Here is a 14,924-nt window from a genome sequence, read left to right on the forward strand (position 1 = left end):
AGCAGAACTCCTTCGTCATGGGTTGCATTGGGGTGCAGTGATTTTCACGAGGCAACATCGACGCCTAGGTCGCGGTGCTCCACCACGGCGGTGGCGTCCTCGGCGTGCTCGGCGCTCCAGTCGGCGGCCTCGCCCTCGGGCATCGCCGCCTCGATGGCGGCTTCGATCTCGGCGCCTTCTGGGAGTGGGTCTGGTTCGCTCACTGGTCGGTCTCGGTTGGCCAGCTGTGGGTCACCGGGTTGTTGGTGCCAGTAGGTGCCCTCGCGCCCGGCGAGGTAGACCGCTTCGATATCGGCCAGCGCTACCCCCGCGTCGGCGGCGGTCGTTCGTGCGGTGCGCGCGGCGGCGAGCAGGGATTCCAGGCGCGCGATGTGGGCTTGATCGTGCTCGGGTGAGCTGTCCCAGTTCTCGACCAGCCGCGCGTGCTCGGCGGTGAAGTCCTGCACCTCGCGCAGCGCGGTGATCTGCGCGGACTCGCGGTCGGGTTCGCCGGTGTGGGTGTCGGCGCCTGGTGGCGGACGCAGGCGCTCGGGCAGCAAGTCGGTGTGCTCGTGCTCGCCGCGGTTGAGGTCGCCGAGTTCTTCTTCGATCGCCAGCAGCCGATCGGTCTCGGCGATGACCGCGTCGACCTCGGTCAGGGTGGTCAGCTCGGGCCCGCGCCCACCGAGAGCCCGGTCGAACAGGGTGGGGCGCTGCGCCTCACGTGTGCGGGAGCGCTGCGGTGGCTGCCAGCGAGCACCGTCCTGGTCCGAGCCGGTGACCGTGGTTTCCAGGTGGCCGGTGACTTCGGCGGCCTGGCGCAGGTTGCGCCACGCCAGCTCGTCGACCGGGAGATCACCGGCTGCTTTCGCTTGGTCGAGGCGGGCGAAGAGTTGACGGGTGGTCTCGGGGCGGGCTTCATATCCGGCGACCGCAGCTTGCAGCTGCCCCCACAGTGTGCGAGCCTCGACCGATTCACTGCGGCCCCGCGTGGCAGCCAGCTCGTCGGCGCGGGCGGTGAGTTCTTGCTGCTGTTCGGGGGTTTCACCGTACGGGGCGATCTCCCGCAGCTGGCGATAGAGCGCGAAATCGGCGCGGACCTCGGCTTCGAGACTGGTGGCGGCGTCACTGTAGTAGGCGGGGTCGGTGGGTCCGCGGGGCGGATCGGGCCAGCTCATGCCCGAGCCCCCGGCTCCAGCTCAACGTGCACCGATGAGTGGGACAGGTGTGGTGATGCGGTGGTGGTGGACATCGACGACCTCCGGAAAGTGGAAGGCGTAGCGCCAGGCGACCGCCAAGTGGTGGTGCGGCGCAGGAATGTCCCGGCAGGCAGGGTTCGACGTCACGGTCTGTTGGCCCGTAACCAGACGTCAACGAAAAGCGTTAGGCAGGAGCAGGTTTCAGTCTGTCGGTTCGCAGCGAATCCTTTCGGGGTGTCGTGGTCATATCTCGGTGCCGAAATCGGTCGCGAGGCGCGGCTCGTATGAGTCGGCGGGATAGTCGAGCTCACCGGCCCCGACGGTGTCACCGACGGGCAGCGCGGCGTCGCCGCCGCCATCGGGCAGCGCGGCCTCGATCGCGGTGGTGATGGCGGTGTGGTCGGCGGTGAGGTCGTCGATCACACCGCTGTCGGACAATGCGGCGTCGACGAAGCGCGCGCGCAGCGAGGCGCTGGCGGCGTCGACCATCTGCTGCGGCGTCGGTGGCCAGGCGTGCGCGCCAGCGGTGGGGGTGGCGGTAGCGGAGTCGGCGGGAAGGTAGGGCGGGATCGCCAGATCCGGGCTGGCGATGGCGTAGGAGTTCCATTCGGCGACCACACTGAGCTCGTCGTAGGTTTCGACAAACACCGCATGCGCGCGGCGCGCGCCTTCAGCACCAGCGCCCCACAGGGTTTCGGCCTCGGCCGGGCTGATCTCGGCGGCGTGAGCCAGGGCGGTGACACGCTGGTAACGCGCCTGCATGTTGTCGGCGAAGCGTTGTTCGGCCATCGGATTGGCACCGAAACTCCACCGGCCGGTGGCGATACGATCCGCGCGCGCCGCGGACAGGCTAGCCATGCGTTCCAAATGCCACAAATCCACCCCGAGCATGTCGACATACATCTCCTGAGCGGCGTTGTCGCGCGCGGGCGCGGGGCGTGCGGCGGTCGGCCGGATGGGTGGACGGACATCGCGGGTACCGAGTTCGCGGATGTCCTCTATCCAAGTGGGATCGAGCCCCGCGCTCAGCGCGGTCTGCTCGACCTGCTCGCGCTCGGCTTCCAGGGTGTCCAGGTGTGCTAGGTAGGCGGCGCGGTGCTCGACGTTGAGGTCGGGGTCCTCGGTGATTTCGTAGCCCGCGTTGCGGACGCGGGTGTGTTCGGCGGCCAGCATCCGGATCCGCAGCAGCAGCTGAGCTTGCCAGCCGACCACAGTGTCCGGGGGTGAGGAATCGGGGGTGGTCATCGCCGCGTCCTTCAGAGCTCGTAGCCGGGATCTGGACCGGAATCGGTTGTCCGGTGCCCAGTTTCGGTACTGGCTTCGCTGACCCAATCCCGGCCCGAGTCATCGGGGAGTGCGGCCCCGACCGCTGACCCGATCTCCGCGGTAGTGGTCGACATCGTGGGATCGATCGTGGAGATCGCTTCAGTCGCGCGATGGATCAGCACATGCGGGGTCGGTGGTGCCAGGTCGAGCTCGGCGTGGGTTTGGTGAGCCAAGACGAGATCATCACTGCCGCGGCGGGCTTCGTGTTCGATTCCGGGCCAGGCGTAGGTGCGCCACCGCTCGTGCAGTTCGGCGTCGTCGTAGCCGCGCACCACCCCAGCCAGGTGCTGCCACCCGGCCCCATCACGCTCCCACAACTGGCTGGCTTCCTCGGCAGTCACACCGATCACGTGGGCGGTGGTGTCAGCCCGCGCCCACAACGCGACCATGTTCGCCTCGAACTGCGCGTCCGCCCCGGCATCACGTGCCACCCGGCCGTCGAACCCGCGCAGCCGATGCTCCACGCTGATCACGGCCATGTGCTCGAGCTGCCACACATCCGAGGTGATTCCATCGACCATGTGGCCGCGAACCGGGTCCTCACCATGCCGCAGCGTGGGCACGGCATGGGAAACCTCGTCCCATTGCAGGCCCCGCTGCCCCGCCGCCTGCGCTGCGGCGATCGCCACGGAAGGCACCCCGACGGCGGCAGCGTGGATCTCGATCTCGCCGCGGTCGGCCTCCAACGCCCGCAGATGCGCCCGCCAGCTTTGGATCGGGATATGCCCCTCACCGTAGTGCGGTTGATATTCCGGATGCCCCTGCATCAGCACCCGAGCGTGAACGGCGGAGAGGTTCTGGATACGTTCGAGCAACCGCACCTTCCAGCTCGGTAATCGTTCCAGCTCCGGTAGTGGTTGATTCACGTCGTTTGCCTTTCCATGTAAAGCGTTGGTGTGCAGTAGTTTTCGAGCTACGAGGACCGGCTATAACCCTCGCCCGGCGTCGAGCTCACGTGGTGGATGTGCGGGCTCCACCGCCTCCTCGGCGAGATCGGCTTTCCCCGGCAGAGCTGTGAGTCCGGCGGCGTCGATCGCGGCGTTGATCGCCGTTGCGGTGTCGTGGTCGCGGCCCGGGTCGGTGACGGTCAGCCGCTCGGCGTCCTGGGTGTGTTCGGTGAGGGCGGTGGCGGCGAGTTCGACCATGCGGTCCGGGGAGATCGGCATCTGGGCGGCGGAATCTTCGTGGGTGATTCCAGCCCATTGCAGGACCAGGATCGGCGCGGCCACCACGGGAAACTCCATGCCCGCCACCTGATTCCAGCGTCGCACCAGTTCCTGGTCGGGATAGTCGCGTACCTGCGCGGCGACCACCGTAGACCAGTGCTGGCGCCCGCGCTGCCAGACCTGATGGCGTTCCTCCTCGCTCAGCGTCAAGGCGTGGGAGACCGCGCCGAGGCGCTGCCAAGTCATACCCATGACCCGCCGAAATTCCGCGACCGGACCACCGCCCAGGTCGCCCCGGCCGGTGTAGGCGGCATGGACACCGGCCATGTCCTGCAACCCGTGCATTTCCCGGGAAAGCGCGGCGATCAGCGTGTGGCGCGGCACGTGCCCGGAGCCAAGCATCACCTGTCCCGGCTGCCACAGCGCGCCGCGTTGCCCGGCGGCGCGGGCGTAGTCGATCCACGCCTTCGGCACGCCGATCGCGACCGCGGTGGCTTCGAGTTGTTCACGAGAGCGCTCACCGATTTCGAGTGTGCGCAGTAACTCCGGCGACGTATCGGCTTGGCCGGTGGCCCGAGCCCGCGCCTGCAACTGGTGGTTGTCGTAGGCGAGGTTCTGCACCGCTTTGAGCAGATGCGCCTGCAACAAAGTCGGAGCGTCCATCTCACCGCCACCCGCCCAGCGGCAGCGCAATCGTCGGTGTGTTCATCGCTCGACCCCCGTTTCCGGCACGGGCCCCAGCGGGATCTCGACCGGATCGAGTTCGATGTCCACGTCGATGACCGCGTCGTAGTCCACACCGGTCAACCCCGCGGTCTCGATCGCTGTCTCGATGAGCGAGCCATCGCGGGCCCCGGCGTCGAGAACCTCGGCGTCGACTACGACGTCGCCGGTATCGTGCTCGAGCTGCGTGGCGAAGCTCAGCTGTTCGGTCAGCCCGGCAACATCATCGAGAGCGCCCTGCCACGGCCCGGCCTGCTCCCACGCCGCCGCGAGGTCAGCCAGAGCCTCGAAGTCATCGACATCCATGCCGGCGTCCTCGGCCAGCCGCGCCCGGTAGGCTGCCGCGGCCTGCTGATGCTTATCCGAGAGCCCCTCCGCCGTCTGGGCGTTGGCGAACGCCGCCGCCGAACCCATCGCGGCCCCGGCATCACCGTGCTCGGTCAGCGAGTCGGCGAAACCGGCGGCGCGGCGACGGATGTCGATGAGCAGCTGCTTGTACTCGACCTCCAGGTTGTGCATCTCTACCGCGCGGGCTTCCCGGTTGACGTAGCCGTCGACCTGATGCTTGTGGAGCTCCTTTTTCTGCTTGCGTTCCAACCTCCCCGCCGCATTGCGGCGGTCCAGGTCTTCATCGGCCCGCTCGATTTGGCGTTCCTTGTGGCGCATATCCAGCTCATGCAGCTGTCCGCCGCGCCAGATCCGGGCACGGACTTCCTGCACCCTGGCAGAATTCAATTCCCTTGCCTGGCTGGATGATTCGATCGCATCCCGCACGCGGATCCAGTGTTCGAGGCTTGAGCGTTGCTCCTTGGCCGCGGCGTCGTTCATGCGTTGGACATGTTCGGCCTTCGACCGGGATTCACCGCCGCGCCCGCGCATCAGCGCGGCGGTGGTGTGCGCGGTCTGCAGAGCTTGGACGAATCCTTGCCGCACGACTTGGCTGCCTTCTTCGACCGGATCCCCGCTCACGAAGCCACCTCCATCCCCGACAGCAGCCACGCCGCACTCTCGCTGGCGCGGCTGGCGTGGGCATAGACCGCGAACTCGATGCCGACCTGGTCGTGCGGTTGGAGGCTGACGGCGAGAACACGGCTGGCGGTGGTGGCGGTGTCGGCCGGGTGGTCATCAGAAGTGATCCGCACCGTCGTGGTCAGCTCGATGCCGTCGTGCTGCCAGCGCTGGAATTGCTCGGCGGTGATCGGCGCCCACACCAGCGCAGAAGGTTCGGCCTGGTTGGCGAACCGCGGGTCCATCAGCGGGTAGGCGACCCGAAACGCGGCGCGCGGGTCGGCGTGCTCACGCGGCCGATACCCGAAGATCGCGGTCACCGCCGCAGCAAGGACCGCCTCGGCCCGGCACGGATCCAGCTCGTTGTAGGGCGCAGCGAACCGATCGGCGCGGCACTGGTCCGGGGTGGGCAGCACGGTGTCGGGAGTGGTGGACGAGCACGCCGCCAGGCCCAGCGCTACGGCCACGACGAGGACGAAGGCGGTGGTACTCACGCCGATTCCCGGGGTGAATGGATCAGCGCGCCCAGGTCGGTGCGGTGCCAGTCGACGACGGTGGGGTGAGTGCATTGTTCGGCGGCGGGGTTGTGTACCGGATCGGTGACCACATCCAGCACCAGCGCCGCGGTAACGGCCGCGTGATGCAGCTTGATCAGCTCGACTCCACGGCTACGAGCCAAGATCAGGTGCAGGGTGGCCGCTTCAGCGCCCCAATGGACGCGGGCTTGACCTGCCAGCCAAATCGCCTGCCGTGCCGAGGTTTCCGCTGCGGCGATGCCGCTCGCGACGGGGCAGTCGGGCGGAAAGTGGTCGTGCCAGATGACTCGGCCGTCGGCCCGGCAGACGATGAAGGCATCCATGGTGGCCGCTGACCACAACATCAATCGCGGCCCGCGCCGCGCCATGGCCACCAGTCGGCGGTGCACGGTGCGCCGCGCGGCCTCGACTTGGCGCAACCCTTCGTAGTCGACTCCGGCGACATCGAGTAACGCGGTCACGAACCGCTCGAAACTGCACGAATCGGTGAAGCCGTGTTGGACCGCGACCTGGTCGAATTGCCGTTTCCTGGTGAACTTTCGCAGGGAGGCAGCGCGTACGCGCACCACTATCTCGGGGGTGATCTGGCCACCGGTGACCGACGGGGGACGGGTTTTCATGTGCGACCTCCTGGGAGGCTGGTGTCGGGACTAGAGGTGGCGGGGACCGAATAGCGGCGCACATCGATGTGCTCGCCGTCCCACGCCGACAGCGGGGTGAGGGTCACGGTTTGCCCAGACTGCGGGGCATGTAGCAGCAGGTCCCGGCCTTGCTCGTCGCGGCCGTAGTAGATGCCGACGTGATGGGAATCCGTATCGCCTTGGGCGGTGAAGAAGATCAGGTCCCCCGGGGCCCGCTCGGCGAACGGAATGATTTGAGCGGTGGGGTGGTCTTGTTGGGCTTGGGTGTAGTGCGGCAACCTGATCCGCCCGCCCGAGGCGTGGTAGACCGCATACAGCGTCAATCCGCTGCAATCGAATCCGCCGCCGGTCGGGCCGGTGGTGTCTCCGCCGCCCCACACATACGGGGTGCCGATCCAGCGGGCGGCGTGCTCGATGACCGCTCGCCCGAACTCGCTGGCCTGCGCTGGTAGTGGTGTGCCGGAGCCGTTCGGCCCGCATCCTGCTGCTGGTGCCCCGGCGGGTGTGCGGGGCATCGAGGCGGGGTCGATGTCGGCGAATAGCGCATACAGCCGGCGCGCGAGCTCCAACTGCCCCGCATAGGCGTTGGGCGCCGACCGTTCGATCTCCTGAGCGAGCTCGGCCGGTGACATCGGCCCAGCGGTATTGCCGAGTCGTTCGGCTTGGTCGTAGAACCAGTTGATCTGGTAGACCGGGTCCATCAACTTTGCGATGCCGACCGATCCCCAGATGCTGGCGCGCATTTGGTGCGGGCCGACCGAGTCGTGGTCGTAGCCGAGCCCGTCGTTGGCGTAGTTCAGCGACTCCGGCACCGTCGGGTTGGCCAGATTGCGGAAGCTGGATTCCGTTGCCTGCGCCGCCAACTCGGAGACGATCACCGACTCCGGCATCCCCCGCTGCTTGCCGATCGCCACCCCGTTGCGCGCCAACTGCAACTGGCCCTCCGACAGCCCCGCCACCGTCTGTCCTGTCGGGCCACTCACCCCCGCCGCACCTCCGGAAGCCAGCGGTGTCGTGCAGGTGAGCGTGGGCTCGGCGCCGACGATCAGCATCAACAGCAGCAGTGCCGCCGGTAGGCCCAACGCGGTGGCGATCACCGCGCGCGAGGAGGTATCCACCAGCGATCACCTGCTCGCCTCACCGACAGCGGGGAGGTTGTCGAAGCGGCGGTTGGTGTTGTGCACATCCGCATCGCGCTCGGTAGGGGTGAACATCATCCGGAACGGGATCCCCGGCTCCGCAGCTTCACCGGTCTTGAGCAGGAAACAACCTGTGCCGGGCGGTGTTTCACGCCGCGTCGGGTCGAGGTCGTCGTCGCTGGGCGGCCGGGGCGCGGCCCAGGAGGTGACGAGAAGCTTTTCGGTGTCGGTGATGCCGACCGCGTTGCGGATGCGGTCGATCTCCTCGGGGCCAACCGGACCGACGAGTTTGGCGCGGGCCCGTTCGAAGAAGCCGAGCGCTTTGGCCTGGGCGGCTGGGGAATCGAAGGCGGCGAGGTCTTTGATTGTGTGCGAGCACATGATCAACCCGGTCCCCAAACCGCGATTCAGGCGAGTCAGCGCGTCAACCCGGTCGACCATGAACGCGCCGACCCCGAGGACGCGCCAGATCTCGTCCATGACGACTTCGAAAGTGTGCGGCCGAGCGAGCCCGGCATCAGCGAGCGCGTGCGCGGCGGCGACGGCGCCAAATCCTTCACTCCAGCAGACCATCAGCACTGCGGCCAAGAGCTTCGTGTCCCCTTCGGGGATCCGCGAAACATCGACGCACACCGCCGGACTCGCCAAATCCAGACGGGTAGTGGTGGGGCCGTTGAAGATCGCACCGAACGGGCCCTCGACGAGCGCTCGTAGCGAGCGGCGCAGGGTTTTGGTGCTTGCCCGGTAGGTGGGTTCGTCGTCTTCCTCGGCGAACTGCCGCAACCGCTCGGCCCCGCCGGAGATGACCTCGAGCAGGTCCGACAGCAGCGGCGGATTGTCGTAGCTGAAACCACCGGCCGGGCTGTAGAGTTCGCGCAGCCCGGCGGCAATCAGGACTTCCTCGTAGTCGGCCACCCGCGACCCGCGAACTAGCTCGATGAGTCCGGCGACGATGTTGACCTGCCCGGCTTCGACTCGCGCGGTGACCTGGCGGCGTTGATCGGGGTCGGTGAGCCGCTGCACGACCGCGCCGAGGGCTCCGACGTCGAGGGGGTTGAGGGTCCCGTGCCCATACCCGACGTCGACGACGTGTCCGCCGAGTCGTTCGACGAGGTCGCGGTAGTCGGGTTTGGTGTCGCCCATGCACAGCACCGTCTCCCCCGCCGCGACCGCACCGGTCACCATCCGCCGGATCAGGCTGGACTTGCCGAATCCGTTGAGCGCCAGAACGAATGCGATCGGTGCGGTGATGAATCCTTTGAGGAACCAGCTCATTGGGTCGAAATGCACCGGTGCGCCGGTGATGTAGTGCGCACCCACCGGTGTACCAACCGTGGGGGCGCTCGCGCCGACGGCGAAAGGCCACAACCCGGCGACCTGGACAGTGGTGGCACGCCATTCCGGAGTGGCCGCGACGACACCGGCACGGCCACCGCCGGGCCCGCGATATCCGCGGTCGGTCAGGGTGGCCAGCGATCGGTCGAAGCCATCGCGCCCGAGGTCTTCCGCGCGTCGGGCGGCGGTGGCGCGTCGATGATCATCGCTCGATATCGCCAGCCGCGCCCGCCAGCCACGCAGACCAGGGCGGGCGGCGGCGGCCTCGGCCGCGGCGCGCGCCTGGGAGGTGAGCACACACACGCCCGCGACGGTCTCGGTACGGGCAGGACGAGAAGCAGCGGCGCGGAGGGTTTTCATGCCGACACCCGCTTCGAGATCGAGGTGTGCTCGGGCAGGATCAACCCGATCCCTAGGCTCGCGGCGAACGCGGCGGCTTGGCTGCCGTAGCAACGACGCACCCCCAACCGCGACGCCGCCGCCATCCCCTTGACCGAGGCTTCGATCCCGGGCAGATCCCCATCGAGGTGATCGGTCACCGTCACCAGCACCCCGAACCGCGTCAACCCAGCCCCGCGGGCTTGCTCCTCACGCGCGGCCTGGGTGTTGCCGACGCGGATGCGGGCTGAGGCCGAGGCGATCCCGCGTTCGGTCTGTTCAGCGGCGACAGCGTCGCGGAAATCGGAGTCCACCAGGCTGGTGGCCTCCGCGGCCGAGTGCAGCCGGTACACGATCGCGACCCGCTTGCGCGGGATGTCCGCGCGCGGACGCAGCAGCTCCTCGAGCACGGTTTCCATCACCGCCCCACGCGGAGCCGCGTCCATCTCCCAGGTGATCGAGCGCGCGCCGTCATGCAGGTAGTGGTCCCACCGATCCTTGTGCGCTATCGGCCCGACACTGTCCCACGACTGACTCGACATGATGTCCGCGCCCGCGGCCTCGACATCACGTTGAGCGGCCAGGTCGTAGCGAGTGCGCACCAGGCCCAGCACTTCCCACGCCTGCAACGGAGTCGCGGGCAAGCCAGCGCGGGCGAGTTGGGACAGGACCCCTTGCAGGCGTTGCCCGATCTCGCGAGCCTGCTCGGCTTCGTCGCGACGGATCTTGCCTCTACCGATGGCGCGGTAGGTGATCGCGATCCGCGCTTCGATGCGAACACCGACCCCACCGGCATCGGCGGCGGCCTCCCGCATCACCGCCTGCGCATACTCAGGCGCGTCCGGGCGCACCAGGCGTGCCACCTCACGCGCTTGCTTGAGGCGGGTCTCGACCACGTTGTCCAGCACCGCGGTCACCGCCACCACTTCCCCGCCGCGGCTCTGGGTGGCCAGAAACTGCCCGAATCCTTCCACCCAAGCGTCGATCTGGGCCTGGTCGACCAGTTCCTTGCCGCGCGGGATCACCCGCACCACGACCGCGTAGTGGTCGCTGCGGCGGATGTGGATCATCGCGAACCGCTTGCCACCCGCGGTCTCGTATTCGGTCAATCGCGAATCTGCCAGCAAGCCCGGCAGTTTCGCGACACCGGGGATTCTGGAGAACCGGCCCGCGCGGTAAACGTGCTCGCCACGGGCTCGAGCTGCGGCGAATTGCACACGCAGCAACAGGATTTCCCAGCCGGTGCGGCCGTTTCGGGTGATCGCCAGCGGGGTGAACATCACCGCTGCGACCGCGATCAGCCCACCGGCGACAGTCAGGGATCGGGTGAGCATGAACCCCACCATCACCATGACGATCAGTCCAAGCCCCAGCATCGACACACCCCACGTCAGGCCGAAGAAGCCGGCGGAGCGGGGCCGTTCCCAGCGGCCGTACATGCGCGCGGTCATCGCCGCACCTCCCCCGGCCCGAGCGCGTCCGGATCCCACCCGGCTTCGCTCGCCTCGCGCACCTGACTGTCGACAGCCGCAACCCCGTGCTGAGCAGCACTTGCACCCATCTGCGCACCCATCACCACCGCACCGGCCGCACCCGCGCCACCACCACCGCCAGCAGCCTTGGCGCCCGCAGACTTCCCCGACCCTCCGCCGCTAGGCCGCACACCGCCTCCGCCACCACCCGAACTCGTGCCGGACTGGGCGCCACCGGCAGTACCGAGACCCGAACCTGGCGAACCCCCGCCTCCCGACATAGGGCGTCCCCCACCGCCGCCGGTCGGTCCTGCCGCGGAACCGGTCGCTGATGATCCACTCGGCGCGTTCTCCCCCTCACTTACCTTGCGGCCTTCCCCGCGCCCGCCGAGGGAGGCCATCGCGACGCCGGCCGCGCCACCGGCCAGCACGGCCGTCGCCCCGCCACCTCCACCGAGGGTCGCGACCGCGGGGGCGACGAGCCGGATCAGCGCGGGCAGGACCACCACGCTCATCACCAGCAGGATCAGCCCGAGCAGCACCAGCTGCGGATCGCGTTGATCCTCGTTCCCGATCACCGCGAACGCGATCGCGTACACCAGCGCGCCGACCGGTTTCCACAGCACGAAAGCCAATGCCCACGCCAAGAGCCGTTTGTAGGCCTGCGATCCGGGACCCGTCCCGGAGGCGGCGGCGGCCATGGGGATCAGCGCGACGACCACGATCAACAGTGCTTGCCGGATCACCAGCATCACCAGCTGAATCAAGGTGCTGATCAGGCCGAGCAGACCGACCAGCAGCAGGACTCCGGTCCCGAGCCCGGAGCGGGTTTCGGCGTCGAAGTCGGTCAACCGGTTGACCACTCCCGCCCAATCTCCGCTGCTGGCATCGAAAATGACCCAGTTGGCGAAGCCGTCACCGGCTCGGGTTCCGGCGGCGATGACCGCGGCGAAGGTCATCGACGCGATCACCGCCCGCGCCAGCATCAGGAAGCTGTCCTGCGCCTCTGCAGCGAGGCCACCTCGCTTGGCGAGCACCAGTCGTGCTGCGGCGAAGATGATTCCGGTCGTCAGGAACACTATTTGCAGGCCGCTGGTGTAGTCACGGATCGCCGCCAGCGCCGGGCCCGGCTCGCCACCAGGCCCGGCCAGCTCAGGCGCGGGAAGGTCGGTCCACCACGTCAACGCCATTCGCAGAATCCGCGCGAAAGCCTCGAGCAGCATGTCCGCGAGATCGTCGAAGGCCGAAGACGCCGCCGCGGAGGCGGTTTGCTGGAGTTCTTCGCAGGCTTGCCGCGGTCCGAGGGGCAAGTCGCAGAGATTAGGTCCGGGTAGCTGTGTTCGCCAGCCTTCGGCTCCGTGGGTGGTGTTCGCGAGTATGGGGTGGGTCATGGCTGGCTCTTCCATGACCCGAATCCCGTCAAGGTGGCTACCGAAGTGCCTGGTCCCCAGAGGGTTTCGATGTTGTCGGGGACGCGGACGCGCCAGTCGCCGTCGATCCAGGTCATCGGCCAGGTCGCGACCGTGTAGCCGAGGTCGTCGCGGGTCGCGAACTGCACGACCGCCAGGTCGTCGCGATAACCGGGTTGGATCCGCACCCCGTCGGGAACCACGACGTAGCGGGCCGCGCCGATGGTGCGCCGGGAACGAGCGAATCGGTCCAGCAGGGGTTGGCCACCGCCGTGGTAGCGTTCGCGCACCACCTGCTGCCAGACGCCTTCTGGCGCGGACAAGGCTCGTGCCATCGCGTCGAAGGCGGCCAGCGCCGCACCTTGTGGTGTGCGCGCGAACGCGATCGCCACACCGTCGAAGACCGCGGTCGGGCCGTCGCTGCTCGAGAACGGAAGCGCAGCCCCGCCCCACCCGCGTTGCCACTGCATCCGCGCGGGTGCCGTGCTCAGGTAGTCCGGGCGCGCCGGGTCGGGCCGGGTCGTGAAATCCTGCGCTAGAACGACTCCGGAGTCCTGGGCGGGGGTTTCGAGTCGGTTGCCGAACAGGTCGGTGCTCGGCGGCAGCGGCGGTGTCGTTGTCGATTCGGGGTAGGTGCGTTCGGTGGGGCCGTGGCCGGGATCAGCGAGAATGTCGCGAGGCTGGTCGTCGCGGGTGATGGTGACCACGAAGGCGGTGATCACGACGACGCTGATGCTGACGAGCAGGATGATCAGCAGGCGTTGGGTTTTCATGATTCGTTGGGTCTCCTCACCGGGGCGGGAACGTGACCATGTCGGCCGGTGCTATCGGGACAGTGGTGACCGGATTGGCGGTGGGGTTGTCAGGTAGTCGCAGCCGCCAGTCCTCGCGCTGCCACACCACGTGGGTGGTGTTGCGCGTCAGGGAGTTGTCGGGGTGGCGGCTGTAGATCTCGACGTCGGTGGCATCGAGGGTGTAGCGGGTCACTTGGTAGCCCAGGATCTTTGGTGCGCCCGCGGTGATCGGGGTGGTGATCGAGATCTGGGCCCGCGCGGTGGCCCAGGCATCGCGGCCGGGTCCGGGGGCGAGCATCTGCTGGCCGACCGCGGCCCATTGGCTGTCGGGGGCGATCGACATCCGCACCGCGGCATGGATCGCCGCCAGCGCCGCACCTGCCGGGGACCGAACGAACCCACCTGTCACCGGCCCCTCGGTGCGGCGGGGGCCTTGATCGGCGACCGGTAACTCGATGCCTTGGAAGGGCCGCCACGCCAGCCCTGTCGGAGGTGTCACGGTCGCGGCCGACGAGGGTGTCGGGGTCCATGATGCGGTGTCGTCGCTGGTGCAGGCGAGGAGCCCGGCAGCGGCGATGGGTCCGGTGAAGGCCAGCGCAGTGATGACGCCGAGGCGGTGGGTGCGGGTGGTGTTCACGAATTCTCCTGGTGGGCACGTCAGTTGGGGAGCACAGCGATCGCGATCGAACTGGCGGCGCCGAGCAGCGCCGCGCTGAGCAGCGCGCCGAGGAGTCCTTCGAGACTTTCTTCGCGGTAGCGACGAATCGCGAGCAGCCCGCCCACCCAGACCGCGCGAGCGATGCACAGCAGCATCACCAACCACGCCAGCCAGCCCAGCAGCTGCGTCAACGGCGAAAGCACCTGCACGGGAAGCGGTCTAGCGGTCACCACGACGACCTCCCGTGCTGATGGTCGCGGTAGGCGACCTCGAGCGCGGCCACGATCGGCTCGGCAGCTCGGACGGGGTCGACGTACGGGAGAGAGTGACCGGCACCAGGAATGACGTCGTAGTCCGCCCAGAGACGCTCGGCCAACATCTGTGTTCGGCGCGGGGCGATGATCGGATCCGATAGCCCGGCCAACACCCAGGTCGGGATACCGCGTAGGACGCTGACTACCTCGTCGGTGAACGGGGTGCCCTGGTAGCTGGCCAGCACCACGCCGAGGGCATCGACGTCTGTCTTGCTTGTGGCGATGCGGCTGCGCCGGGGCAGACCACCGTTGGGCGGGTCGTAGAGGTGGCTGGTCAGCTCGGCGAGGAGGCGATGTTCGCGTCGTCGAGCCCCACGGGCACCGTGGGCCTCGAGCAGCGCGGTGAGGTCGAGAAGGTTCGGCCACGGGTTGAGCAGGACCAGTCCCGCCAACGCGCCAGCGCGGCGCGGGTACTGCGCAGCCCACGCTTGCAGTACAAGCGATCCGACCGAGTGCGCGACCAGGATGATCGCACCGCGAGCGAGGGACAGGATCGTGTCGAGGTCCTCGACCAGCACCGGCACGGCAGGGCGGGCTGCCGATCGGTCGTCGAGGTGAGGTTTCGGGCGAGAGTAGATGATCTGGGCGATGCCGCCGTCGAGGCGAGCACGCAGGTGGCTGGTCAGCGGAGTCCAGTAGGTGGAGTCGGTGAGCAGTCCGGGGATGTAGACCACGCTCGCCGGGGCTGCGGCGGGCCCCAGACGCGTCGCCGACAACGCGATCCCGTCTGCGCCAGCCACAGTCACCTGCTCTGCGTCGACGGGTGTGACCGGTCCGGGCAAGCCGATAGGGACGGCGGGGAACGGCCGGTCGCTACTGCGTCTTCCGACTAGGGCGGCTGTGGTTA

Annotated in this window: 15 protein-coding genes; all 15 read right to left on the bottom strand. The window is 68.3% G+C overall.

Annotated features, from left to right (window positions below; translation table 11 throughout):
- Nucleotides 1-44 precede the first annotated feature (44 nt).
- Entirely contained in the window at nt 45-1,157 is a 1,113-nt protein-coding gene (locus tag NX1_RS08505; RefSeq protein ID WP_068056366.1) for a hypothetical protein, read from the bottom strand.
- A 264-nt stretch (nt 1,158-1,421) separates the two neighbouring features.
- Nucleotides 1,422-2,423 (bottom strand): hypothetical protein, encoded by a 1,002-nt coding sequence (locus tag NX1_RS36095; protein WP_157119619.1) that lies wholly within the window; start codon nt 2,421-2,423, stop codon nt 1,422-1,424.
- Nucleotides 2,424-2,434: 11 nt separating this feature from the next.
- Nucleotides 2,435-3,370, bottom strand: a complete 936-nt coding sequence (locus NX1_RS08515) for a hypothetical protein (RefSeq protein WP_157119620.1) — start codon at nt 3,368-3,370, stop codon at nt 2,435-2,437.
- A 60-nt stretch (nt 3,371-3,430) separates the two neighbouring features.
- A complete protein-coding gene (locus NX1_RS08520) occupies nt 3,431-4,333 on the bottom strand; it encodes a hypothetical protein (protein WP_068056372.1) in 903 nt (300 codons plus the stop codon).
- A 42-nt stretch (nt 4,334-4,375) separates the two neighbouring features.
- Nucleotides 4,376-5,362 carry a hypothetical protein gene (locus tag NX1_RS08525; protein WP_068056375.1) on the bottom strand — a complete coding sequence of 329 codons (987 nt, stop codon included), beginning with the start codon at nt 5,360-5,362 and terminating at the stop codon, nt 4,376-4,378.
- Nucleotides 5,359-5,895, bottom strand: coding sequence for a hypothetical protein (locus NX1_RS08530; RefSeq protein WP_068056377.1), 537 nt, complete (start codon nt 5,893-5,895; stop codon nt 5,359-5,361). Before NX1_RS08530 ends, NX1_RS08525 begins: the two co-directional genes overlap by 4 nt.
- Entirely contained in the window at nt 5,892-6,557 is a 666-nt protein-coding gene (locus tag NX1_RS08535; protein ID WP_068056380.1) for a hypothetical protein, read from the bottom strand. Before NX1_RS08535 ends, NX1_RS08530 begins: the two co-directional genes overlap by 4 nt.
- Nucleotides 6,554-7,696, bottom strand: a complete 1,143-nt coding sequence (locus tag NX1_RS08540; RefSeq protein WP_245668394.1) for a C40 family peptidase — start codon at nt 7,694-7,696, stop codon at nt 6,554-6,556. The genes NX1_RS08535 and NX1_RS08540 overlap by 4 nt, the downstream gene beginning before the upstream one ends.
- A 6-nt stretch (nt 7,697-7,702) precedes the next feature.
- Nucleotides 7,703-9,412, bottom strand: a complete 1,710-nt coding sequence (locus tag NX1_RS08545) for a putative type IV secretion/conjugal transfer ATPase (protein WP_068056382.1) — start codon at nt 9,410-9,412, stop codon at nt 7,703-7,705.
- On the bottom strand, nt 9,409-10,881 hold the full coding sequence (locus NX1_RS08550) for an SCO6880 family protein (protein WP_068056727.1): 1,473 nt from the start codon (nt 10,879-10,881) through the stop codon (nt 9,409-9,411). The genes NX1_RS08545 and NX1_RS08550 overlap by 4 nt, the downstream gene beginning before the upstream one ends.
- Nucleotides 10,878-12,212: a hypothetical protein gene (locus tag NX1_RS38350; protein ID WP_068056385.1), complete on the bottom strand. Its 1,335-nt coding sequence runs from the start codon at nt 12,210-12,212 to the stop codon at nt 10,878-10,880. Before NX1_RS38350 ends, NX1_RS08550 begins: the two co-directional genes overlap by 4 nt.
- Before the next feature lie 77 nt (nt 12,213-12,289).
- Nucleotides 12,290-13,084: a DUF8175 domain-containg protein gene (locus tag NX1_RS08560; RefSeq protein ID WP_068056386.1), complete on the bottom strand. Its 795-nt coding sequence runs from the start codon at nt 13,082-13,084 to the stop codon at nt 12,290-12,292.
- A 16-nt stretch (nt 13,085-13,100) separates the two neighbouring features.
- Nucleotides 13,101-13,742: a DUF8175 domain-containg protein gene (locus NX1_RS08565; RefSeq protein WP_084501247.1), complete on the bottom strand. Its 642-nt coding sequence runs from the start codon at nt 13,740-13,742 to the stop codon at nt 13,101-13,103.
- A gap of 20 nt (nt 13,743-13,762) precedes the next feature.
- Complete coding sequence (locus NX1_RS08570; protein ID WP_157119621.1) at nt 13,763-13,993, bottom strand: hypothetical protein; 231 nt, start codon at nt 13,991-13,993, stop codon at nt 13,763-13,765.
- The gene (locus NX1_RS08575; protein WP_169812202.1) at nt 13,990-14,817 is read right to left on the bottom strand and encodes an alpha/beta fold hydrolase; all 828 of its coding nucleotides are present in this window, start codon (nt 14,815-14,817) and stop codon (nt 13,990-13,992) included. Before NX1_RS08575 ends, NX1_RS08570 begins: the two co-directional genes overlap by 4 nt.
- Nucleotides 14,818-14,924 lie beyond the last annotated feature (107 nt).

The organism is Nocardia xishanensis NBRC 101358 (genome assembly GCF_001613365.1).
Lineage (GTDB): Bacteria > Actinomycetota > Actinomycetes > Mycobacteriales > Mycobacteriaceae > Nocardia > Nocardia xishanensis.

Excerpts from the sequence above, each read along its gene's own strand:
- NX1_RS08550 (WP_068056727.1), bottom strand. The coding sequence starts at position 10,881 with ATGACCGCGCGCATGTACGGCCGCTGGGAACGGCCCCGCTCCGCCGGC.
- NX1_RS36095 (WP_157119619.1), bottom strand. The coding sequence starts at position 2,423 with ATGACCACCCCCGATTCCTCACCCCCGGACACTGTGGTCGGCTGGCAA.
- NX1_RS08545 (WP_068056382.1), bottom strand. The coding sequence starts at position 9,412 with ATGAAAACCCTCCGCGCCGCTGCTTCTCGTCCTGCCCGTACCGAGACC.
- NX1_RS08560 (WP_068056386.1), bottom strand. The coding sequence starts at position 13,084 with ATGAAAACCCAACGCCTGCTGATCATCCTGCTCGTCAGCATCAGCGTC.
- NX1_RS08505 (WP_068056366.1), bottom strand. The coding sequence starts at position 1,157 with ATGAGCTGGCCCGATCCGCCCCGCGGACCCACCGACCCCGCCTACTAC.
- NX1_RS08535 (WP_068056380.1), bottom strand. The coding sequence starts at position 6,557 with ATGAAAACCCGTCCCCCGTCGGTCACCGGTGGCCAGATCACCCCCGAG.
- NX1_RS08520 (WP_068056372.1), bottom strand. The coding sequence starts at position 4,333 with ATGGACGCTCCGACTTTGTTGCAGGCGCATCTGCTCAAAGCGGTGCAG.